Origin of the sequence: uncultured Clostridium sp. (genome assembly GCF_934754925.1) — a bacterium.
Lineage (GTDB): Bacteria > Bacillota > Clostridia > Clostridiales > Clostridiaceae > Clostridium.
In genome coordinates this window covers 66086-88233 of the sequence record NZ_CAKVJA010000003.1, presented here as the reverse complement: position 1 = coordinate 88233, position 22148 = coordinate 66086, and the positions used below count along the sequence as shown (strand labels likewise).

General features: G+C 27.1%; 19 protein-coding genes. 13 read left to right on the top strand and 6 right to left on the bottom strand.

Annotated elements, in window-relative coordinates:
* Window positions 1–38 precede the first annotated feature (38 nt).
* Window positions 39–2690, top strand: a complete 2652-nt coding sequence (locus tag Q0G30_RS02870) for a cation-translocating P-type ATPase (protein ID WP_294386237.1) — start codon at window positions 39–41, stop codon at window positions 2688–2690.
* Between the two features lie 124 nt (window positions 2691–2814).
* On the opposite strand, the gene Q0G30_RS02865 is transcribed toward Q0G30_RS02870, so the two are convergent.
* The 3 genes from Q0G30_RS02865 to Q0G30_RS02855 form a co-directional block, all read right to left on the bottom strand.
* Window positions 2815–4731, bottom strand: a complete 1917-nt coding sequence (locus Q0G30_RS02865; RefSeq protein ID WP_294386235.1) for an ABC-F family ATP-binding cassette domain-containing protein — start codon at window positions 4729–4731, stop codon at window positions 2815–2817.
* A gap of 99 nt (window positions 4732–4830) precedes the next feature.
* Complete coding sequence (locus Q0G30_RS02860) at window positions 4831–5448, bottom strand: DUF4397 domain-containing protein (RefSeq protein WP_294386233.1); 618 nt, start codon at window positions 5446–5448, stop codon at window positions 4831–4833.
* Between the two features lie 9 nt (window positions 5449–5457).
* On the bottom strand, window positions 5458–6177 hold the full coding sequence (locus Q0G30_RS02855) for a hypothetical protein (protein ID WP_294386231.1): 720 nt from the start codon (window positions 6175–6177) through the stop codon (window positions 5458–5460).
* A gap of 167 nt (window positions 6178–6344) precedes the next feature.
* Between Q0G30_RS02855 and Q0G30_RS02850 the strand changes: the two genes are divergently transcribed.
* A complete protein-coding gene (locus Q0G30_RS02850; RefSeq protein WP_294386229.1) occupies window positions 6345–7640 on the top strand; it encodes an aminotransferase class V-fold PLP-dependent enzyme in 1296 nt (431 codons plus the stop codon).
* A 354-nt stretch (window positions 7641–7994) separates the two neighbouring features.
* Here Q0G30_RS02850 and Q0G30_RS02845 read toward each other — a convergent pair whose 3' ends face one another.
* Window positions 7995–9212 carry a 6-phosphofructokinase gene (locus Q0G30_RS02845; protein WP_294386227.1) on the bottom strand — a complete coding sequence of 406 codons (1218 nt, stop codon included), beginning with the start codon at window positions 9210–9212 and terminating at the stop codon, window positions 7995–7997.
* A gap of 223 nt (window positions 9213–9435) precedes the next feature.
* Between Q0G30_RS02845 and Q0G30_RS02840 the strand changes: the two genes are divergently transcribed.
* The 3 genes from Q0G30_RS02840 to Q0G30_RS02830 all read left to right on the top strand — a co-directional run bounded on the left by Q0G30_RS02840 (window position 9436) and on the right by Q0G30_RS02830 (window position 11697).
* Window positions 9436–9993: a manganese efflux pump gene (locus tag Q0G30_RS02840; RefSeq protein WP_294386225.1), complete on the top strand. Its 558-nt coding sequence runs from the start codon at window positions 9436–9438 to the stop codon at window positions 9991–9993.
* 175 nt (window positions 9994–10168) lie between these two features.
* Window positions 10169–11368 carry a dicarboxylate/amino acid:cation symporter gene (locus Q0G30_RS02835; protein ID WP_294386223.1) on the top strand — a complete coding sequence of 400 codons (1200 nt, stop codon included), beginning with the start codon at window positions 10169–10171 and terminating at the stop codon, window positions 11366–11368.
* Between the two features lie 134 nt (window positions 11369–11502).
* Window positions 11503–11697 carry a hypothetical protein gene (locus Q0G30_RS02830; protein ID WP_294386221.1) on the top strand — a complete coding sequence of 65 codons (195 nt, stop codon included), beginning with the start codon at window positions 11503–11505 and terminating at the stop codon, window positions 11695–11697.
* A gap of 80 nt (window positions 11698–11777) precedes the next feature.
* Here the strand turns inward: Q0G30_RS02830 and Q0G30_RS02825 are convergent, their stop codons facing one another.
* On the bottom strand, window positions 11778–12371 hold the full coding sequence (locus Q0G30_RS02825) for an ATP-dependent Clp protease proteolytic subunit (protein WP_294386219.1): 594 nt from the start codon (window positions 12369–12371) through the stop codon (window positions 11778–11780).
* Window positions 12372–12558: 187 nt separating this feature from the next.
* Here Q0G30_RS02825 and aat point away from each other — a divergent pair, with 187 nt between their 5' ends.
* The 8 genes from aat to Q0G30_RS02785 all read left to right on the top strand — a co-directional run bounded on the left by aat (window position 12559) and on the right by Q0G30_RS02785 (window position 21640).
* Window positions 12559–13209 carry a leucyl/phenylalanyl-tRNA--protein transferase gene (gene aat / locus Q0G30_RS02820; RefSeq protein WP_195467781.1) on the top strand — a complete coding sequence of 217 codons (651 nt, stop codon included), beginning with the start codon at window positions 12559–12561 and terminating at the stop codon, window positions 13207–13209.
* Between the two features lie 117 nt (window positions 13210–13326).
* Window positions 13327–13818 carry a DUF1648 domain-containing protein gene (locus tag Q0G30_RS02815; RefSeq protein ID WP_294386215.1) on the top strand — a complete coding sequence of 164 codons (492 nt, stop codon included), beginning with the start codon at window positions 13327–13329 and terminating at the stop codon, window positions 13816–13818.
* A gap of 211 nt (window positions 13819–14029) precedes the next feature.
* A complete protein-coding gene (gene asnB / locus Q0G30_RS02810; protein ID WP_294386211.1) occupies window positions 14030–15910 on the top strand; it encodes an asparagine synthase (glutamine-hydrolyzing) in 1881 nt (626 codons plus the stop codon).
* A 142-nt stretch (window positions 15911–16052) separates the two neighbouring features.
* The gene (locus tag Q0G30_RS02805) at window positions 16053–16733 is read left to right on the top strand and encodes an ABC transporter ATP-binding protein (RefSeq protein ID WP_294386208.1); all 681 of its coding nucleotides are present in this window, start codon (window positions 16053–16055) and stop codon (window positions 16731–16733) included.
* Entirely contained in the window at window positions 16733–19255 is a 2523-nt protein-coding gene (locus Q0G30_RS02800) for an FtsX-like permease family protein (RefSeq protein ID WP_294386203.1), read from the top strand. The genes Q0G30_RS02805 and Q0G30_RS02800 overlap by 1 nt, the downstream gene beginning before the upstream one ends.
* Before the next feature lie 146 nt (window positions 19256–19401).
* A complete protein-coding gene (locus Q0G30_RS02795) occupies window positions 19402–20106 on the top strand; it encodes a response regulator transcription factor (RefSeq protein WP_294386200.1) in 705 nt (234 codons plus the stop codon).
* Window positions 20107–20109: 3 nt separating this feature from the next.
* The gene (locus Q0G30_RS02790) at window positions 20110–21357 is read left to right on the top strand and encodes a HAMP domain-containing sensor histidine kinase (protein WP_294386197.1); all 1248 of its coding nucleotides are present in this window, start codon (window positions 20110–20112) and stop codon (window positions 21355–21357) included.
* A 13-nt stretch (window positions 21358–21370) separates the two neighbouring features.
* Window positions 21371–21640, top strand: coding sequence for a hypothetical protein (locus Q0G30_RS02785; RefSeq protein WP_294386196.1), 270 nt, complete (start codon window positions 21371–21373; stop codon window positions 21638–21640).
* A gap of 37 nt (window positions 21641–21677) precedes the next feature.
* On the opposite strand, the gene Q0G30_RS02780 is transcribed toward Q0G30_RS02785, so the two are convergent.
* Window positions 21678–22112, bottom strand: a complete 435-nt coding sequence (locus Q0G30_RS02780; RefSeq protein WP_294386194.1) for a hypothetical protein — start codon at window positions 22110–22112, stop codon at window positions 21678–21680.
* Window positions 22113–22148 lie beyond the last annotated feature (36 nt).

The following is a 22148-nucleotide window of genomic DNA, read 5'->3' as shown; positions in this document are numbered from 1 at the left end:
ATTATAATTATGTAAATTTTATTTAAGGAGAGAATGGGATGATTAAAGGGCTTAATAAAAAGCAAGTAGATGAAAGTAGAAAGCTCTATGGGGATAATATAATCCATGAAGCAGAGCCAGAAACATTTTGGGATAAATTTAAAGGTGCATTTGATGATCCAATGATTAAGTTATTATTAGCAATTGCAGCAATTATGGCAGTAATGGCATTCATGGGATATGCTGAATTTGGAGAGCTAATCGGTATAGCTATATCTGTATTGTTAGTAACTGGAATTTCTGCAAAAACAGAAATTGCAAGTGATAACGAGTATAGAAAGTTAAAAGATTCTACTAAAAAAGATGTATGTAAAGTATATAGAGATGGTAAAGTTGTTGAAATTGAAGTAAATGAACTTGTTGTAGGAGATATGGTAATTCTTCAAAGTGGAGATAAAATTCCAGCTGATGGATATCTTTATCAAGGAGATTTAAGAGTAGATAATTCAGCTCTTAATGGTGAAGCAGAAGAATGTAAAAAAGTTGCAGTAGAAGATTCTAAAGCTTATAAAGAAATTGCTATGACTGCAGATATAACTGGAGATACTTTTGTTGATTCACACTCTTTATTTAGAGGTGCAGTAGTATTTAATGGTGAAGGAGTTATGGAAGTTACTAAGGTTGGTATGAAGACTATGATGGGTGCTATGGCTGCTGATATGGCTGATGAAGAAGTAGCAAGTCCATTGAAGGTAAAACTTACTAAACTTGCAGAGCAAATTTCTATGTTTGGTTATATTGGTTCAGTTGTTATTGCATTAGCATTACTTGGACATAAAATATTAGTTGCAGGTGGATTTACCGATTATTTCGCAATTGGTGGAGTATTAATATTTAAAGATGTATTAGAAGCAATTATGTTAGCCGTTGTTATTGTTGTTATGGCAGTTCCAGAGGGATTACCTCTTATGATTGCAATTGTTCTTATGAGAAATACTTCTAAGATGTTACAAAATAATGTACTTGTTAGAAAGCCAATTGGTATTGAAACGGCAGGGTCATTAAATATATTATTTTCAGATAAAACGGGGACAATTACTAAGGGGCAATTAGAAGTTGTTGAATTTTTTGATGGAAATTTAAAAGATACTTATAAAGATGGATCTAAAGTAAAAGAAATGATGAAGCTTTGTATTGGTAAAAATACTGGAGCAATGTTTGATGCAAATGGTAAAGTTGTTGGAGGAAATGCTACTGATAAAGCATTACTTGACTTTTTAACACAAAAAGAAATGTCAAAATTAGCGGATATAGTTGTTGAAAAATCACAAGGGTTTAATTCTGCTAACAAATATTCGGCAAGTCAACTAGGCGGAAAAACAGTGTATAAGGGTGCTCCAGAAAGGCTACTTGCAAAAGCTACAAAAATGTTAGATGAAAACGGAAATGTAGTTGAGATAAATAAGAATAAGATTAATACCAAGATAGATGAATTAGCAGTAAGGGCTATGAGAGTTTTATCATTTGCTTATAGTGAAAGTGAATTAGTAGAAGATACTCTTCCAGATGATTTAATTATTGTTGGATTTGTAGGGATTCGTGATGATGTAAGAGTAGAAGCTAAACAAGCCATTGAAGAAGTTCAAAATGCAGGTGTTCAAGTTGTAATGATAACTGGTGATAGAAAAGAAACAGCAGTTGCAATTGCAAAAGAAGCTGGATTGTTAAGATCTGATACAGATGTTGCTTTAACTTCAGAGGAATTAAATAAGATGTCTGATGAAGAAGTAAAAGCCATTATACCTAATTTAAGAGTAATAGCTAGAGCATTACCAACAGATAAATCAAGAATGGTAAGGATTGCTCAAGAACTAAATCTTGTATGTGGTATGACTGGTGATGGTGTTAATGATGCTCCTGCATTAAAGAGAGCAGACGTTGGTTTTGCAATGGGTAGTGGTACAGATGTAGCTAAAGAGGCAGGTTCAATAGTAATATTAGATGATAACTTTAAATCAATTGAAAATGCTATTTTATATGGTAGAACAATTTATAATAATATTTTAAAGTTTATAAAATTCCAATTAACTATAAATGTTGGAGCTGTTGCTGTATGTGCTATTGCACCATTCTTTGGAATTGAAGAACCTTTAAAAATTACTCATATACTTTGGATTAATTTAGTTATGGATGGCCTTGGAGCATTAGCTTTAGGTTCTGAACCAGCACTTAAGAAATATATGCTTGAAAAGCCTAAATCAAGAACTCAAAGTATAGTTTCTAGTAAGATGATGAATCAAATTATATTTGCAGGGGCATGGGTAACAATATTAAGCTTTGTATTTTTGAAAGCTCCATATTTTATAAAAATGTTTGCTGATACAGAAGAGCATATGACAGCATATTTCTCAATGTTTGTACTTTGTGCAGTATTTAATGGATTTAATGTAAGAAGTGAAAATTCTAACATATTTGAGCATATAAATGAAAATATGAGCTTCCTAAAGGTAATGGGAATAATAATATTAGTTCAAGGATTGTTAACAATTATTGGGGGAGAAATGTTTAGTTGTACGCCAATCTCTATAAGTAATTGGTTAGTTATAATATTTATGGCAATTACAATTATTCCGGTAGATATGATAAGAAAAGCTATAGTAAATAATTTTTCTAAAGATGTAGTTAAGCAAAATATGGCAGAAACTGCATAGGAAAAATACCAGAATACTTGAAACAGCAAAGGTTATATAAAAATATATAGAAGAGTCTAAATTTTATTTTGTAATAAGTTAATAAAAAAGTCGGCACTGCCGACTTTTTTTATTTAATTATTACCTAAACTAGATTTTCCCATTCTTCATAAAGTTGAGAAATATTATCTTCTAATTTTTTTATTTCACTATTAACTCGCTGACTTTCAGAAGGATTAGAGTAAATTGATTCTAAACAAAGCTGTTCTTGTAAATTAGTTAATTCATCTTCTTTTTCAGCAATTGTTTTTTCTAGAGTTTTAATTTTAAGTTGAAGAGCTTTAGCTTCCTTTTCAGCTTCACGCTTTTTCTTTTTTTCATCCTTAAGTTGAGTTTTAGTTTTTCCATTAGCTAATTCTTCATAATCTTCAAAACGTGTAGGGTTAAGCTTTTTTTCTTGGTAATAACTATAATTACCAAGGTATTCAGCAACACCATCTTCTTTAAGTTCAAGTATACGACCAATTACTTTATTTAAGAAATATCTATCGTGAGATATAACCATTAAAGTTCCATCATACTCTAATATAGCATCTTCTAAGGCTTCTCTAGAGATAATATCAAGGTGGTTAGTAGGTTCATCTAGTAGAAGTAAATTAGATTTAGAAAGCATAAGCTTTAATAAATTTATTCTACATTTTTCTCCACCACTTAATGTATTAATAACTTTAAATACATCATCACCGGTAAATAAGAAAGAGGCTAAATAACTTCTAAGCTTAGAAGTTGTTAAGTTAGGAAACTCATCCCAAACTTCATCTAATATTGTTTTATCTAAATTTAAATCTGACTGTTCTTGATCATAATATCCAACATTTACGTTAGTACCTAATACTTTAACACCTTTATCTGCTTGCACTTTATCCATTATTATTTTGAAAAGAGTAGTTTTACCTCTACCATTTTCACCAATTAAAGCAACTTTTTCACCACGTTTTAAATCTATATTTAAATTTGTGAATAATGTTTTTTCACCATAAGATTTATTCATATTTTCTATATGTAAAACGTCATACCCACTTTTTATAGAAGCTTCAAATTTAATTTTAGAACCTTCTTTTTCATGTGTTGGAGCTTCAATTCTTTCCATTTTCTCTAATGCCTTTTCTCTACTTTCAGCAGCTCTTATACTTTTTTCCCTATTAAATGAACGGAATTTTTCAATAATTGCTTCTTGTCTTTTAATCTCGGCTTGCTGAAGGTTGTAAGCTTTAAGTTTTGCTTCATAGTTCTTTTTTCTAAGATCTATAAATTTAGAATAAGGAACATTATAGCACTCAACTTTTCCCGCAATAACTTCAAAAGTACTAGTTGTTACTGAATCTAAAAAGAATCTATCATGGGATATTACTAAAACAGTTCCTTTATAGTTTTTCATATAGTCTTCTAGCCAACTAATTGCTTCTAAGTCTAAGTGGTTAGTTGGTTCATCAAGTAAAATGATATCTGGTTTACGTAATAGTAATTTACATAATGCAACTCTTGTTTTTTGTCCACCACTTAAAGTATTTATAGATTTATAAAAGTCATCTTCAGTAAATCCAAGTCCTTTTAATACTCTTGATATTTCACCTTTGTAGATATAACCACCTTTATGTGAATATATATCTTGAAGAGTTGTGTAGTCTTTTATAAGCTTGTCATGATATGAAGCATTATTTTCATCATAAGGTTCGTTCATTTTTATTTCTAAGGATGAGAGTCTTTCTTCAATGTTTAGAAGCTCATCAAATACAGAAAGAGTTTCTTCATAAATATTTTTATCAGAGTCTAATGCTAAATTTTGTGATAAATAACCTAAAGTTTTATTTTTATCTATAAATATTTCACCAGAATCTTGAGATATTTCTTTAGTTATTATTTTAAAAAGGGTTGATTTTCCCTCACCATTAGCACCAATAATTCCTACTTTATCACCTTCATTGATTGAAAAAGTAATATCTTTAAGGACATCGCGTATTCCGTAACTTTTGCATATATCTTTACAACTTAGTATTATCATAATTTCCTCCAGTTAGACGAAGTTTTCCTTATAATTATACTATTATAGTAAATCTATATCAAATTAAAAAAAGGAGATGTTTTTCAACAACTCCTTTTTTTAGATTGCATCATCTACAAAGAGATAGCCAAGTGGTGGCTTACCATTAAATAGTCCTATAATATAGATAGTATAGAATTTTCCACCATCTAATGTAACATTCTTAATATATTTTGTAGGTGATTCAGAAGCTCCTAAGAGAATCTCAAAGTTATATATTCCAGGGGATAATTGATAATATCCCGTAGTTTCTAAATATTCAGCTTGATTAAATAGTATAATACCGTTAGGTAATCCTAAAGTAAGTAAAGGTGCGTTTGAAGATAAATTAATAAATCTCAAAAATGACTTAGATTTATTTATAGGAACATTATCATCCTTTAGCCTAAATAAATACAAATTATTGGATAATGTAACTATTGAAACTGTATAGTTAGCATTAGCTATTAATTGAATATTTTGACTTAATAAAGGCTTGACATAAGTGCCAGCTTTGAATAGTTGAAATTCATATTCTCCAGATAATAATTGACTATATTTAGATATTTTTCCAAAGGCTAAGTTACTTGTTATAAGAGAGCCATTTAGATAAACATCAACATTTGGGGCATTAGGTACTGCATGAAGAATTCTTAAACTAGGCTCAATTGGAGGAAGTGATTTTGAAAATTGTTCCATATAAGGCACCTACCTTTTATAGTTATCAAGAGATATTTTTATTATTTTTTTTATTAATAATTTAGTAATAGGATAAGGAACCCTGTAAGCTTTCATAGTCGCTAATATTCCAGGATTATCTTTTTCTATTAAGGCAAATATTTTATTAACTTCATCTTCTGTACAATTATTTTTTCTTGATTCAGATGAGGAAAAGTCTAATGACATATCAAAGTTTCTTAAAATATCTAGTATATTAATAGAATCGTCTATATATCTTTCATTAACTTTTGGCTCATTATATGAATAAAGAAAGCTATCGTCTAGTTCTGATGGATACTCCAAGCCAGTAGTAGTATTATTTGTATTATTAGTATTAATGTTATTATTTTTATTATTAGTATTAATGCTATTATTTTTATTATTAGTATTAATGTTATTATTTTTTGTGTTTAAAGATTCATTTGAATCAATAGTTGGTATATTTTTAGGATAAGGTGTAAGTGGAGCTAGTTCAATCATTGGGTTTGTTGTTAAAGGCATTGGAGTTGGGTTAATATTTAAGTTTGGAAAACCTAATGATATGGTACCTAAAGTTTTAGTTACAGAAATTCCTTCTATTTGCAATGGAAATTTTGTACTATTAGGTGCTAAAGATGAATCAATATTTAAAGGTATAAAAGTTAAATCATCGTTATTATCATTATTATTATTATTATATTTTTCAACATTATTTTTTTTGGAACTCATTGTTACCCTCCAAATAATAATTTATTAATAATATATGTATTTTAAACACATATGTTACTTTATAGAATATGACTATAATGAGAGGTATATTACAATTGAAGAATATAATGTGTTTAGATAATCACAATAGATAAATCAAGGAATATATTATAGTGGAGGGGATTATTATGCATAAGGAAAATATAGATGATTTAAGAAAACTATTTATAGGGTTGGATAAAAAGGTTAATGTAGATGGAAAAGGAAGATTAATTCCTATAAATTTTGATAATGCAGCTACCACTCCACCTTTTAAAAGAGTTATGAAAAAAGTATTAGAAACTAGTGAATATTATGGGTCAATTGCAAGAGGGGATGGTAAAAAATCTCAGTATTGTAGTGATTTATACGAAAGTTCTAGAAAATATATACTAGAATATTTTAATGCACCGGAGGATATCTATACAGCATTTTTTGTTGGTAATACTACTGATGGGTTAAATAAATTATCTAATATTTTAATTGATAATACGGATGATATAGTAATTACAACTAGAATGGAACATCATTCAAATGATCTACCTTGGAGAAGTAAGTGTGATTTAAGACATGTTGAAGTAGATAAAGATGGTAGAGTTAGAATAGAAGAAATAGAATATCTATTAGATAAGTATCAAGAAAAAGTTAAATATGTTACTATAACAGGTGCATCTAATGTTACTGGTTACGTAAATGATATAAAAAGAGTAGCAAAGTCAGCTCATAAATATGGAGCTAAAATAATTGTTGATGCTGCCCAATTAATTCCACATAAAAAAATATCTATGATACAAGAAGATGCTAGTGAAAATATAGATTTTTTAGTGTTTTCTGGTCATAAGATATATGCTCCATTTGGAAGTGGAGTAATTATTGGTTTAAGAGAAGTCTTTAATAAAAAAGAACCAGCTTCATCAGGTGGTGGAACTGTTCAAATTGTACTTGATGATCGTCATCTATGGCTAGATACACCAGAAAAAAATGAGGCAGGTACTCCAAACCTTTTCGGTGCTATAGCAATATCAGAAGCTCTTAGAGAAATGGATAAAATAGGATTTAAAATAATTGAAAATAATGAAAAAGAATTATTAGCATATTTAATTAAAGAATTAAAGAGCTTTGAAAAGATAATTTTATATGGGGATAATGAAAATATAAATGATAGATTAGGAATTTTAGTATTTAATATTGATGGAATGACTTATGAAGAAGTTGGAGAAACGCTTTCTAAAGTAAGAGGGATAGGGGTTAGACAAGGCGGATTTTGTGCACATCCATATACAAGAAGAGTTCTTGGAATAGCAGATAATGATTTGCAAAGATATATGAGTGAGGTTGGAACCCCAGGACTAGTTAGGGTAAGTTTAGGAATATACAATAGCAAAAAAGAAGCTAATATATTCTTAGATACAATTGAATATCTCTGTAGACGCTATGCAAAATAACTAAATTGTTCGTTAAGGCTTAAATGCTGTGATGCCGAAAAATTGATTATATAATCTCCGTGAAGGAATATAATTTCACTAAGAATTTATATTATTATTTCCATAAAATCTGCTAAAGCTTCGAAAGTCATTTCATTCCCTCAGCTTCTTAACGCAGATTTTATTCTAATAATAATTAAATTCTAAAGTTCATTATATAATTTTCCCTCCGATAATATAATCAATTTTTCTATATCACTGGCTTTTAAGATAAAAGATACAATTTTCTGAGCGATCCCCTTTAAAGATAACGACTTCTGCTATATTTAATAAGAAAAATCATTAATTTTTAGTATCCACGTGGGGAACAATATTTTATTTGTTAAAGACTTTAAATGATGGCATTGGTGAAGCTGAAATTATATCTGGAATTTCAGAAACTAAAGGAGTTAAATAATCTAAGGCTTCTTCTTTTAAGTTATTTCCAGCCTCATTTATCCATTCAGTTGGGAAGTACTTAACATTATTAGCAACCTTATCAGCTTCGATTAGGAAGTAAGAAGATTTATAAGGTTCGTTATTTTCTCTTTTTATTCCTATCATATATCCACATTTGCCAAGACTAGATTGTCTTAATGCTTCATATCCAACTTCATAAGCTTCTTGTAAATCTATGTTAGAAGCACAGTGCATAGCACATCTTTGGAGTACTCCAAGTTCTAAAGATTTAACTCTACTAGTTATACCAGAAGATATTATTAAGTTTTTTAAGTAAGTACCAACACCACCTAATTGGGCATGGCCAAATTTATCATGAGCTTGAGCGTGAGCTTCAGCAACAAATTTTCCTTCAGCAGTTCTTATTCCTTCAGAGACAACTATATAAACTTGATTTTGTTCTTCAAATTTATTTTTAACATCAGATAAGAATTTATCTACATCAAAAGCAGTTTCAGGTAAATAAATGAAATCTGCCACTTGTTTTCCGTTTAATTTAGCTAATGCAGCAGATGCAGCTAGCCACCCCGTATCACGTCCCATAGTTTCTAAAATAAATATTCCATTATTTATGTACACAGATGAATCTAGGTAAGTTTCAAGTACACTTGTTGCAATAAACTTAGCAGCACTACCAAAACCAGGAGTGTGATCAGTGTACATTAAATCATTATCTATAGTTTTAGGTATACCTATAAATTTAACATCTATTCCAGTTTCTTTTGCATAAGCACTTAGTTTAGCAGTAGTATCCATAGAATCATTACCACCAACATAAAAGAAAGCTTTAATATCATTAGCTTTTAATATTTCAAGTAGTCTATCATATTCTTCAGTTGATTCTTCAAGTTTTTTCATTTTATATCTACAAGAACCTAAACCAGATGAAGGTGTATATCTAAATCTATTTATATCATCTTGAGAAAATGATGAAAGTTCTATTATATTACCATTTAAAATTCCTTCAATTCCATTTAAACCTGCATAAACTTTATCAAAAATCCCTAAAGTATTATTTGCTTCAACTAATCCAACAACACTTGAATTTATAACTGCTGTAGGACCTCCAGATTGTGCTATGATACAATTTGCCATTAAAATACTCTCCTTTAAAGTTCAAATTAATTAAAAACATACATTAAATACTAGAAAATAGACATTAATGTGATATACTATTTTGCTCTATTTTTAATACAATATATACTATACAACAAAATAGTATTAAATAAAAGATGTAAAAAAATAAAATTTACACTATGAATCATAGGTTGATAAAATTAATAATAAAATTATACAAATAATGTAAAGGTGGGGGAGTATGAATTTAAAGGATGTAATTATAGTGGGAATTGCTTTAGCTATGGATGCTGTTGGAGTAACTGTTAGCATTGGGGTGAATCCTAAGGTTATGCGTAAAAGTAAAATAGCTTTCATTATGTCTTTTGCAATATTTCAATTTTTATTCTTTCTTTTAGGTGGTATAGGAGGTCATTTATTTGAAAAGTATATAGCAACAATCCCTAATATAGTTGGTGGTGTTGCAATAGCTGTAGTAGGTATATTAATGATAAAAGAAGGATTTGAAAATGCTGGAGAAGATGAAACATTATTATTAAAGAAGGGAATGGTATTAATACTTGGAATATCTGTTAGTATTGATGCTTTTGTTATAGGTTTTACGGGGTTTAATTACATAAGTAATGCTCTAATGATGATAAGTGACTGTTCTATTGTTGGATTTATAACATTAATATTATGTTCTTTTGCATTTTATTTATGTAGATATATAAGAAAGATAGAATTTATAGAAAAGTATGCTAATTTTTTTGGAGGAATAACTTTAATTATTTTTGCACTAAAAATGATTTTCTTTTAAAAAATAGTTAATTAATATTAATATAACAGAAATTAATTAATCTATAATAATGATAAATTTATCGTTATTATAGATTTTTTTGTAAATTAATTTGACAATAGTTAAAAAATGGGTTATAGTGAATTTAATAAAAGGACATATGTTTTTTTATGAAGGACAGCAAGGGGGATATTTAATGAAAAAACTATCTTTAATTACAAGAATAGTATTATGTTTAGTATTAGGAATTGGAATTGGATTATTATGTGGGGCAAATAATTTTCAAGTTCCAGTGAAGATGTTAGCTACTTTTAGTAACTTATTTGGAAACTTCTTATCATTTGTAATTCCTTTAATTATTATTGGATTTATAGTTCCAGGAATAGCATCATTAGGAAGTAAATCAGGGAAAGGGCTTATAATAACTACGATAGTAGCATATATTTCTACATTAGCAGCTGGATTTGCAGCGTATTTAGTTGGAGCAGGAATATTACCTAATCTAATAAAAAGTGAAGTTGCATTAAGTGAAGCTGGAAAATCTATAGAACCATATTTCAATATAGAAATACCAGCAATAATGGGAGTAATGTCTGCATTAGTATTAGCATTTGTACTTGGTATAGGTTTATCTAAAATTAAAAATAGTACAATGTTGAAAGTAGTAGATGAATTTAATTCAATTGTTTTAATGATCGTTACTAATGTATTAATACCGTTAGTTCCACTTTATATTGGATGTGTTTTTGCAAAGCTAAGTTATAGTGGTGAAATATTTAATACATTAAAATCTTTTGGAGTAGTATATGTAATATTATTTTCATTACAATTAACATATATATTTATTCAATATTGCATTGCAGGAGCTATTAAAAGAGAAAATCCTTTTAAATTAATAAAAAATATGATTCCAGCATACATGACTGCCGTAGGAACTCAATCTTCAGCAGCAACAATTCCAGTAACAATTCAATGTGTTAAAAATAATGAAGTTAGTGAGGAAGTTTTAGATTTCGTTGTCCCCTTAGGAGCAACAATACATTTAGCAGGTGATACTATTACTTTAGTTCTTACTTCTATGGCAGTTATGTATATGAATGGACAAACTCCTACTTTTGGAATGATAATGCCATTTATATTTATGTTAGGAGTTACGATGATTGCAGCACCAGGGGTACCAGGAGGGGGCGTTATGGCTGCCTTAGGATTACTTGAATCAATGCTTGGGTTTGGAGCTGTAGAAAAACCAATTATGATTGCATTACATGCAGCTCAAGATAGTTTTGGAACTGCAACTAATGTTACTGGAGATGGTGCAATAGCTATTATTGTGGATTATCTTATAAATAAGAGAAATAATAAACAGCAAGAGAAGAGTAAATTAAAAGCAGTATAAAATAAATTAATCATAGTTGCTATGATTTTTATAACATCAACAATAGTAGTAAATGCAAGTGTTAATGATGAACCCCCTATGGCGAATATTTACAAGGCGGGATATATCACTTTTCACAAAGTTCAGGAAAAACTATGATTTTAAAATTACAAACTCCTAATGAGCCTATGATTTTCATGATTATAGAAAATGAAAGTAGAGCTTTAAAGTACTATGTAGAGTTTACTAAAGATTCTCCTAAAGTTGAAATATCATTAGAAAAGCCAATATCAGAGCATACTACAGTTATGTTGGGAAACGGGGAATTGCATTTACTTATGAGTAAATAGATATTTAAATAAAAATATAAATAAAAGAAGTTTATTATAAATAATATAATTACTTTATAATAAGCTTCTTTTTATTATAATTATTCCAATTGGGAATGACTTGATATTATTTTATTAATTATTCCATAGTCTAGAGCTTCTTCTGCATTTAACCAATAGTTTCTATCAGTATCTTTATTAACTTTTTCTATAGGTTGCCCTGTGGCTTCACTTATAATTGTATTTATTCTTTGACGAACTCTTAATATCTCTTTAGCTTCAATTCCTATATCTGTAGCTTGACCGTTAAAACCGCCTAAAGGTTGATGAATCATATATCTAGTATTAGGTAATGAATATCTATTTTCTTTATCTGCAGCTAGGTATATAGTTATTCCAGCACTTGCAACCCAACCAGTTCCTATCATTATAACTCTAGGTTTAACAAATTTAATCATATCATGAATTGTATCACCAGATTCTACATGGCCACCTTGGCTATTTATAAAAATTTTAATTGGATCATTACTCATTTCTTCAAGGATTAGAAGTTGAGCACAAACTTTTTCGGCTAAGGCTTGATTAATTTCACCAGAAATGATTATTGTTCTTGATTTTAGTAGTTTTTCCATAGCTATATCAGGTAAATCCTTTGTATTTTCTTTTTTTTCAGTTTCATTGTTATAAAGAAACATGTTATTTCCCTCCTAAATATTAAATGGATAAATTTTCCTAATTAATATAATATCATTAAATTTTAATTGATGGTAGTTAAAAGTGTGTATAAATTAGATAAACTATAAATTGAAATTTTTATCTTTTATACATTTTAATATTATGATACTTTAAGATTATTAAATATTTGATTGAAAGGAAGATATTATGCCAATATATCAATTAACTGATGAAATAATGTTTCCAAATCCAGAATTAGCTGAAGAGGATGGATTATTAGCCATAGGTGGAGATTTAAGATGGGAAAGACTTGTATTAGCTTATTGTAATGGAATATTTCCTTGGTACAATGAGGATGATCCGATATTATGGTGGTGTACAAAGCCTAGATTTATTATAAAACCAAATGAAGTAAGAATATCAAAGTCAATGAAAAGAGTTTTTAATAGAGGTGAATTTAAAGTTACTTTTAATAATGATTTTGAAGGTGTAATAAGTAATTGTAAAGCACTTAGAGAAAAAGGTGAAGGAACATGGATTACTGATGATATGAAAGAAGCTTATATAAACTTATTTAATAAGGGATTTGCTTTAAGTGTTGAAGTATATAAGGAAAGTAAACTTGTAGGGGGGCTTTATGGAGTTAAAATAGGAAGATGTTTTTTTGGTGAAAGTATGTTTTCAATAGAAACAAATGCATCTAAAGTAGCTTTAATAAGTATTTGTAAAAAGCTTGAAAGGGAAAATTATTTATTTTTAGATTGTCAAATGCATACTAATCACTTAGAGAGTATGGGAGGAAAGTTTGTAAGTTGGGGAGAATTTAAAAGTATGTTACAAGAAGGAATTGATTTATAATTCTTATTAGAGTGTAATTAAAATAAATAACTTAGAAATATGAATTTGGTTTACGTTATTTTTCTATTGCTAATTAATATAATATAGAGTAATTATAGTATTTATGGAGGGGTAATAATGGATAAATGGAAAAGTGAATATCCATATAAAAATATAAATAAGTGCCTTGATATAGTAGGATTAATTTTAGTTATGGCTTTAATAATTATAACCTTTATTTATTGGAGCAAAGCACCTGATATAGTGCCAACTCATTTTAATTTTAATGGGGAGATTGATGCATATGGTTCTAAAAATACATTATTTATATTACTACCTATAGTAATAATATCTTATATAGTGCTAGCTATATTATCTAAGTATCCTCAAGTCTGTAATTATTGTATTGAAATAACCCCTATAAATAAGGATAAACAATATTCAATGGCATCAACGTTTATAAAGATTATTAATGTTGAGATATTAGCTATATTTCTTTATATTCAAATTAGTACAATCATAGCAATGAATAATAGTAAGAGTTTATCAATAGTGTTTCTACCTATATCTTTGCTTATATTATTTGGAAGTATTGGAGTTTATATTTATAAATCAGTAAAATTTAAATAATAAAAGGATGAAGTGATTTAAAATTACTTCATCCTTTTTTGAAAATTAAAGGTTTTATTAATCTTTTCTTAATATGAGATTAAGAAAAGATTAATAAAAAAATTAAAATTAATAATGGAAAACATGAAATGAAAATGAAAAATATGGCAATAATAATTAGAGAAAATAATTATATTATTTTAAAATTTTAATAAAACTAGGGGATGATAAAATGTGCGGTTATATATCCATATATTATAAAAATAAAAAAGCTGATCAATTACTTATAAGACAATTAACAGAAAAGATAATTCATAGAGGGCCAGATGATACAGGATATTTCATAAAAAATAATATTGCATTTGGATTCGATAGATTAAGTATAATAGATTTAGAAGGTGGTAATCAGCCATTTAAAAAGGAAAATAGAACAATTGTATTTAATGGCGAAATATATAATCATAAAGAATTAAGAACAGAGCTAAGAAAAAGTAATAAATTTATTACTAATTCAGATACTGAAGTTCTTTTAACATCATATATTAATTATGGTGAAAAATGTTTAGATAAGTTACGAGGAATGTTTACATTTATTATATATGATGAAGTAAGAAATATAATATTTGGTGCTAGAGATCATTTTGGAATAAAGCCTTTATATTATATAAATAATGAAGAGTTTATAGCATTTTCATCTGAATATAAGGCTTTAATAAAATTAATTGATAAGGTAAATGTAGATGAGGCTGTATTGCAAAATTATTTATCATTTCAATATACACCTAATTATAATACTATCATCAATGGAATTAAAGAGGTTCCAAATGGAACATATTTTACAATAAAAAATGGCGAAATAGAATTTAGAAAATATAATAGTGTTAAATTTAATAATAAAGATATAACATCAGAAAATATTTATGATATTATAAATGATTCTGTAAAGCATCATATGATAGCAAATGTTGAAGTTGGGACTTTTCTTTCTGGAGGAATAGACTCTACTATTATTACAGCATTAGCAGCAAAGATTAACCCTAAAATTAAATCTTTTTCTATTGGGTTTGATGTTGAAGGCTATAATGAATTAAATGTTGCAAAGAGAACAGCAGAATACTTAGGTATAGAAAACATATCAATAAATGTATCTGAACAGGATTATATAAAGGCATTACCAAAGGTAGCATATTATATGGATGATCCATTAGCAGATCCATCTTGCGTTGGCATTTATTTATTATCAGAGAAAGCTAGAAAGTATGTAAAAGTAGTTTTATCTGGTGAGGGATCAGATGAGTTGTTTGGAGGATACAATATTTATAAGGAATATTATAGTATTAAGCCATTTTCATATTTACCAGAAGTAATAAAATGTGAGGTTAATAAGATAGCTAAATCACTTCCAGATATAAAGGGAAAAAATTATTTGTTAAGGGGTACTACTAAGCTAAAAGACAGATATATAGGAAATGCTAAAATATTTACTAATGAAGAGGTAAAAAACTTAATATATAAATATGATGAAAATAATACGTATAGTAATGTTTTATCTAGTTTATATGAGGAGTGCGATAATAATAATTATGATAATGTTACCACTATGCAATATATAGATATAAATACTTGGTTAGAAGGAGATATTTTATTAAAAGCTGACAAAATGTCTATGGCACACTCTTTAGAACTAAGAGTACCATTTTTAGATAAAGAAGTTTTAAGATGTGCAGAAGGTTTAACATTATCACAAAAGGTAAGTAGAAATAATACAAAGATTTTATTAAGAGAAGCATTTAAGAATATAGTGCCTCCTTATATTAAAGATAAGAAAAAACTTGGATTTCCAACACCTATAAGAGTATGGTTAAAAAGTGATTTAGGAAAATACGTTAGGAAAGTTATTAATAATGCAGAGGTTGATAAATTAATAAATAAGAAATATGTAATTAATTTATTAGATGAGCATATCCAAGGGAAAAAAGACAACTCACGAAAGGTTTGGACAGTATTTATGTTTTGTTTATGGTATGAAATATATATTGAAGGAAAATCTATAGAAGAATTAGAAAAATATAATGACTTTAATAGAAGCGATAGTAAGAGTAAATTAGCATAAGTTGTAAAAGTGAAGTAAAAAATAAATCTACTTCACTTTTATTATGTTTAATATTAATAAATTGTAATAATTGAATTTATAGTAATGTAATATTTAGATTTTATAATGTAGCTATAATAAAAAATTAAGGGGAGAGCAGGTTATGGCACTTATAGAAGTAAAGAATTTAAGTAAAGTATATGGTAGTGGAGAAGCAGAAGTTAAGGCTTTAAAAAATATAAATTTAAATATAGAACAAGGAGAATTTGTTGCAATAGTTGGACCATCTGGATCTGGAAAAAGTACATTGTTACACCTAATTGGTGGAGTAGACAAACCTAGTTCTGGAGAAGTAATAATAAAAGGAGAAAGTATTTATAAATTAAAGGAAAAAGAATTAGCAATTTTAAGAAGAAGAAAGTTAGGATTTGTATTTCAATTTTTTAACTTAATACCAGTTTTAACTGCAGAAGAAAATATTGAAATGCCAGTTCTTTTAGATAATGGAAAGATAGATAAAAATTATATGAATGAGCTTTTGAAATTATTAGGATTAGAAGAAAGAAGAAATCATCATCCATCAGAGTTATCAGGAGGACAGCAGCAAAGGGTTTCTATAGGAAGAGCTTTAGCTAATAAGCCATCAATTATTTTAGCAGATGAACCTACAGGAAATCTTGATTCTAAAAATTCAAAGGAAGTATTAGAACTTTTAAAATATTGTGCAAAAAAATATAATCAAACATTAATTTTAATTACACATGATATTAATATAGCAAAATCTGCAGATAGGGTTATTACTATTGAGGATGGACAAATCACTACTGATGAGGTGAATAAATAATGAAAAGTTATAGTGATATTACTTTAAAATATTTAAAGAAAAATAAGAAAAGAACATTATTTACTATTATAGGTATAATTCTTTCATTATCACTTATTAGTGGAGTTGGATTTCTAGGATTAAGTTTTAATGATTACATGTATGATAGAGCTATAGATAATAATGGGGATTATGAATTTGGATTTTCAAGTGTCAATGCAGAGGTAGTAAAGATACTAAGAAATGATGTTGATCTAGAAAAGGTAGGTACAATTGCCAATGTAGTTTTAGGAAAGTTAACATTAGAAGGAAAAGGCGAAAATAGTATTTATATAACAGAGCAAGATACAACTTATTCAAATGATATAACTACAACAAAATTAACAGAAGGAGAGTATCCTAAGAGTAGTAAAGAGCTTATTTTAAATAATAATGCAAAAGAAGGTTTAGGAATTAGTATAGGAGATACTGTAAGATTAAGAGAAGTTCAATATGATAAAGATGCAAATGAAGTATTAACTGATAATTATAAGGAATATAAAGTTGTAGGCTTTATTAAAGAGCAATATGAAACTGGTAATTCAGTATTTTCAGGAGAAACACTTTTAGATAATCTTGAAGATAATAAGGAGTATAATGTATTTTTTACAGTAGTTAATAATAAAAATAAAACAGACTTAGTTAATGAAAAATTTGATAATTTTAATTTAGAGAGGAAATTTAATCATATTTCTATAAATAATGACTTATTATCTTTAAAAGGTGAAAGTTCATATGTTGGTATAAATACAGCAATTAAAGGTATGGTCATTTTTGTACTAGCTATAATTGTATTAGCGACTATATTTTTAATTTATAATGCTATAAACATATCAGTAACTGAAAGAATGACACAGTTTGGAATACTTAGAAGTGTAGGGGCAACTCCAAGGCAAGTAAGTAATATTGTTATAAGAGAAGGCTTATTAATGTGTTTAACTTCAATACCATTTGGTACTATATTTGGATTTTTGGGTGTTTGGATAACTGTTAAGATATTAGATAGTAAAATATCAAATATGTTTGAAGGAGGACAATTAGTTGTTAAATTTTATCCAAGTATAATATTATTTACAATAATATTAGGAGTATTAACGATATTTTTAGCAACTTTTGGGCCAGCAAGGAAAGCAGGAAAAGTTTCACCTATAAGTGTTATTAAAGGAAACAATGGAGAAGAAAAAAATAAGTATTATAAAGGAAATATTATAAGAAAAATATTTGGAATAGAAGGATGGATAGCTTATAAAAATATAAGAAAAAATTCGAAAAGATTTACAGTAACAATACTTTCATTAAGTATTTCACTTATTATGTTTATTACATTTACTACATTAAATATGAAAAGAATAGATGAGTTAGATTATATAAAAAAGAATAGTTTAGCACACGGAAAGCTATACCCTTATAAAAATATTGATAAGATTGAATATGAAGTTAAATCAATAGATGGTATTGATTATGTATATAAAATTTCAAATAAATATATACCTTATTTATATTTGGATGGAGATGTAGTAACTGATAAATATAAGAACTATAGGTATAATACTTTAGATAATAGTTTAATAGAAAATGCAGAAATTGAAGGATATAGTGATGAAGCATTAAATGAGTTAGGGATTGATGGAAATTTAGAAAGTGACGAAGTAGTTATAGTTAATAGTCTGGCAAATTATAATGCAGAGGGGCAGTTAGAAAATATTGATTTTACTAATTTAAAAGAAGGAGACACTATTAAAGTAGCTAGGAGTTCTATTGAGGTACATGCGGTAGAAAATTTAGATGAGGTAAATGAAAATTTAGAAAAAGATAAAACAAGTAATGATTTTATAGAATTTAAAGTTAAGAAAATAATAAATAGAAGTCCATTTGATTATGACTTTAGTACTACATTTAAAATAATAATGAATTTTAATAGTTTTAATAACTTTTATGATGAAAATGATTATAGTACTACTATTGGATTTAGATATAAAGATGTAAATGATGAAAAGTCTATTGAGAAAACAGCAGAAAAGATTAATAATATAGCAGAAAATAATGAAATAACATTTAGTGATATAAATAAAGATAATCAAAGTAATGAAGAAATGTGGAATGTAATAAATGTATTTATTTATGGGTTTATAGTAATGATAACCTTAATAGGAGTAGTTAATGTTGTAAACACTATTTCTCTTAATATACTTCTTAAAAAGAAAGAATTTGGAACGTTAGGAACAATTGGAATGAGTGAAGGGCAGCTTACTAAGATGGTTTTACTTGAAGGTATATTACATGGTATATTTTCATCTATATTAGCAGGAGTTCTTTCAATTCCATTAGTTTTATTAGTTGTTAAAATGGTATCATATGGTTTTACAATGTCAAACAAAATTTACTGGCAACCTTTTATTATAGGTTTTATAATTAATTTATTGGTAGTTCTTATAGCATCATTAATTCCATTAAATAAACTTAAAAAGATGAGCTTAGTAGAAACTATAAGAAATGTTGAGTAGTAACTTATTTATAAAGTGAAATTAATAGGTTATAATATATATAGTGATTAATTAGGAAAGATTAGTAAATTATTCAATTGAGTATAAAAAGATAGGAGCAGAATAACTTTCTGCTCCTATTTTAGAATAAAGGGGAAATAGTAAATATGATAAAAATATTATTTGTAGAGGATGATTTACCATTAGCATTAGGAATGGAATATACATTAAAGCAAGAAGGGTTTGATGTAGTTCATGCTAAGAATTTAAGTGAGGCTAGAGATAAATATAAAAATAATGAATTTAACATAATACTATTAGATGTAATGCTACCAGATGGAACAGGATATGAACTTTGCAAAGAAATAAGAGAAAATAGTGAAATACCTATAATATTTATGACTGCATGTGATGAAGAAGGAAATGTAGTTATGGGATTAGATATGGGTGGAGATGATTATATAACTAAGCCTATAAGAGTTAAAGAATTAGTTTCTAGAATAAATGCAGTTTTAAGGAGAAGAGGAGTAGCGCCTAAAAAAGAAGAAAATAGTAATAGAATTATAAGTGGGGATATAACTGTTGAATTATTAAAATATAAGGTTTATAAAAAAGGAGAAGTTATTGATCTTACAACTATTGAATATAAACTATTATTGCTTTTAATAAAGAATAAGGGAAATGTATTAGAAAGAAATTTATTATTAGAAAGGCTATGGGATACTGATGGAAATTTTGTTGATGGAAACGCGTTAACAGTTTATATAAAAAGATTAAGAGAAAAAGTTGAAGATGATATAAAAAATCCTATATACATAGAAACAGTAAGAGGAATAGGATATAGATGGGCTAAAGAAGCTAAGGAGGTATAATATATGAGGTTACTTAAAAATAAGGAAGTAAAACTTATTATAATAACTAGCCTTATAACCTTTTTAGTATTTTTAACAGCTTTTATTTTTATAACATACAATTGGTTTAATGATATAAATAAAAAATATATTGATCAAAATACGGCTTTAGTTGGAGTAATAATTGAAAATAATCCTGAAATTGAAGAAGAAATAGTTCCAATAATAACTAAAGGAAATATAAATGAGTACTATGAATTAGGAAACAATATTTTAGATAAATATTATTATAATGAAAATTTAAATCCAATAAAAAATCCAATTCTTAAGGATAGTTATAGCAATTTGAAGTTAACTATAATATTATTATGGATATTATTTTTTATAGTAGCTATGATATTAATTTTAAAGATTATTTCACCAATATTTAATAATATAAAAAAGTTGGGTGAAAGAGCTGATGAAATGGTTGAAGGAAATTTTAATTCTACAGAACTTAAATTTGAGGAAGGTGACTTTTATGTATTTTATAATAAGTTTATTCATATGGGAGAAAGACTTGAAAATGCATTAAGAGATCTAAAAAATGAAAAAATAAATTTAAAAGATATAATAAATGATATATCACATCAGTTAAAAACACCACTTTCAGCTTTAATAGCTTATAATGATATATTAAAAAATCATGAAAATATGGATATTGAAACAAAAAGCAAATTTATAGAAATGACGTCTGAGCAATTAGATAGAATGGATTGGCTTATAACAACACTACTTAAATATGCAAGAATAGAAAGTAATGCAGTAAGTTATAATAAAGAAATGATACCAATTAGTGAAAGTATAAGGTATGCTATAGAACCATTAAAAGTAAGTGCTAATAATAAAAAACAAAGTATAGAGTTAGATTTTAATAGCGAGGGATATTATTTGCATGATAAAAAATGGATTGCTGAAAGTTTAAGTAATATAATAAAAAATGCTATAGAACATACAGATATCAATGGGAAAATCAAAATTATACTTGAAGAAACACCTATATTTATTAGTATTACAATAAGCGATAATGGGGAAGGAATTGAAAAATCTGAACTTAAAAATATATTTAAAAGATTTTATAAAGGTAAAAATTCTATAAATCCTAAGAGTATAGGAATTGGATTATCATTAAGTAAAAAGATAATAGAAGCACATGGTGGTAGTATAACAGCAGAAAGCGAACTTGGAAAAGGAACAATTTTTAATATAATATTATTGAAAGTAATAGTATAAGGAGAAAAAAGGAATGACAAAAGATAAAGTTGAAGAATTAAAAGAAAGTTTTGATACATTAGTAGAGTTAGGAGTAATTTTTCACTATGGTAGTGAAGAAATAGAACAAGGAGAAATTACTAAAATTGAATTTACTGAAGATGATACTGTAAAATTAGAATTAGATGAATATACTGAAGTTGAAGTTGATTTACAAGATTTTATAGAAAATCACTCAAAGGAAGGAAATAATTATCATACTTGGAATGTAAGTAGAGAATTTGATAATTTATTAGAGTCTTAGCGATAATATGCGCATCGTTTTATGGATGCGCATATTTTTATTGTGATGGAGAACTGTATTCTGATTTTATATTAGAATTTTCCTCCTTAATTTTAACTGATTCCATATGCCAACGACCTTTATCATCTTCACTAAAAGTTCCTATTAAATAAGTTTTTTTATAGGGTTTCTTATATGCAAAACCATAGGCCTCAATTTCTATTTTGTTGTCAGTATTTGATATTACAGACATAGATTCTACTTCTATTAATCTAAGAGATTTATCTTTCCAGTGAGTAAAATAATAGTCAACTGAATAAATAAGATTAGAACATTTAGAAGATACATACATATTTTTTATGGAGGTTCCTATAATAAATAATGTTAACAATAAAATACATGTTGCAATAATTTTTCTATTTCTTTGTATTTTCTTTTTTTTATGATTTATTTTAATTAAATTTTCTTTTTTTATTACAGAAACAGTGCTCATATGTTAACCTCCATAAAGAAATTAATGCTATTATTT

Bases quoted from the DNA above. Each gene is read 5' to 3' on its own strand.
- Q0G30_RS02870 (WP_294386237.1), top strand. From the start codon at position 39: ATGATTAAAGGGCTTAATAAAAAGCAAGTAGATGAAAGTAGAAAGCTC.
- Q0G30_RS02865 (WP_294386235.1), bottom strand. From the start codon at position 4,731: ATGATAATACTAAGTTGTAAAGATATATGCAAAAGTTACGGAATACGC.
- Q0G30_RS02860 (WP_294386233.1), bottom strand. From the start codon at position 5,448: ATGGAACAATTTTCAAAATCACTTCCTCCAATTGAGCCTAGTTTAAGA.
- Q0G30_RS02855 (WP_294386231.1), bottom strand. From the start codon at position 6,177: ATGAGTTCCAAAAAAAATAATGTTGAAAAATATAATAATAATAATAAT.
- Q0G30_RS02850 (WP_294386229.1), top strand. From the start codon at position 6,345: ATGCATAAGGAAAATATAGATGATTTAAGAAAACTATTTATAGGGTTG.
- Q0G30_RS02845 (WP_294386227.1), bottom strand. From the start codon at position 9,212: ATGGCAAATTGTATCATAGCACAATCTGGAGGTCCTACAGCAGTTATA.
- Q0G30_RS02840 (WP_294386225.1), top strand. From the start codon at position 9,436: ATGAATTTAAAGGATGTAATTATAGTGGGAATTGCTTTAGCTATGGAT.
- Q0G30_RS02835 (WP_294386223.1), top strand. From the start codon at position 10,169: ATGAAAAAACTATCTTTAATTACAAGAATAGTATTATGTTTAGTATTA.
- Q0G30_RS02830 (WP_294386221.1), top strand. From the start codon at position 11,503: ATGATTTTAAAATTACAAACTCCTAATGAGCCTATGATTTTCATGATT.
- Q0G30_RS02825 (WP_294386219.1), bottom strand. From the start codon at position 12,371: ATGTTTCTTTATAACAATGAAACTGAAAAAAAAGAAAATACAAAGGAT.
- aat (WP_195467781.1), top strand. From the start codon at position 12,559: ATGCCAATATATCAATTAACTGATGAAATAATGTTTCCAAATCCAGAA.
- Q0G30_RS02815 (WP_294386215.1), top strand. From the start codon at position 13,327: ATGGATAAATGGAAAAGTGAATATCCATATAAAAATATAAATAAGTGC.
- asnB (WP_294386211.1), top strand. From the start codon at position 14,030: ATGTGCGGTTATATATCCATATATTATAAAAATAAAAAAGCTGATCAA.
- Q0G30_RS02805 (WP_294386208.1), top strand. From the start codon at position 16,053: ATGGCACTTATAGAAGTAAAGAATTTAAGTAAAGTATATGGTAGTGGA.
- Q0G30_RS02800 (WP_294386203.1), top strand. From the start codon at position 16,733: ATGAAAAGTTATAGTGATATTACTTTAAAATATTTAAAGAAAAATAAG.
- Q0G30_RS02795 (WP_294386200.1), top strand. From the start codon at position 19,402: ATGATAAAAATATTATTTGTAGAGGATGATTTACCATTAGCATTAGGA.
- Q0G30_RS02790 (WP_294386197.1), top strand. From the start codon at position 20,110: ATGAGGTTACTTAAAAATAAGGAAGTAAAACTTATTATAATAACTAGC.
- Q0G30_RS02785 (WP_294386196.1), top strand. From the start codon at position 21,371: ATGACAAAAGATAAAGTTGAAGAATTAAAAGAAAGTTTTGATACATTA.
- Q0G30_RS02780 (WP_294386194.1), bottom strand. From the start codon at position 22,112: ATGAGCACTGTTTCTGTAATAAAAAAAGAAAATTTAATTAAAATAAAT.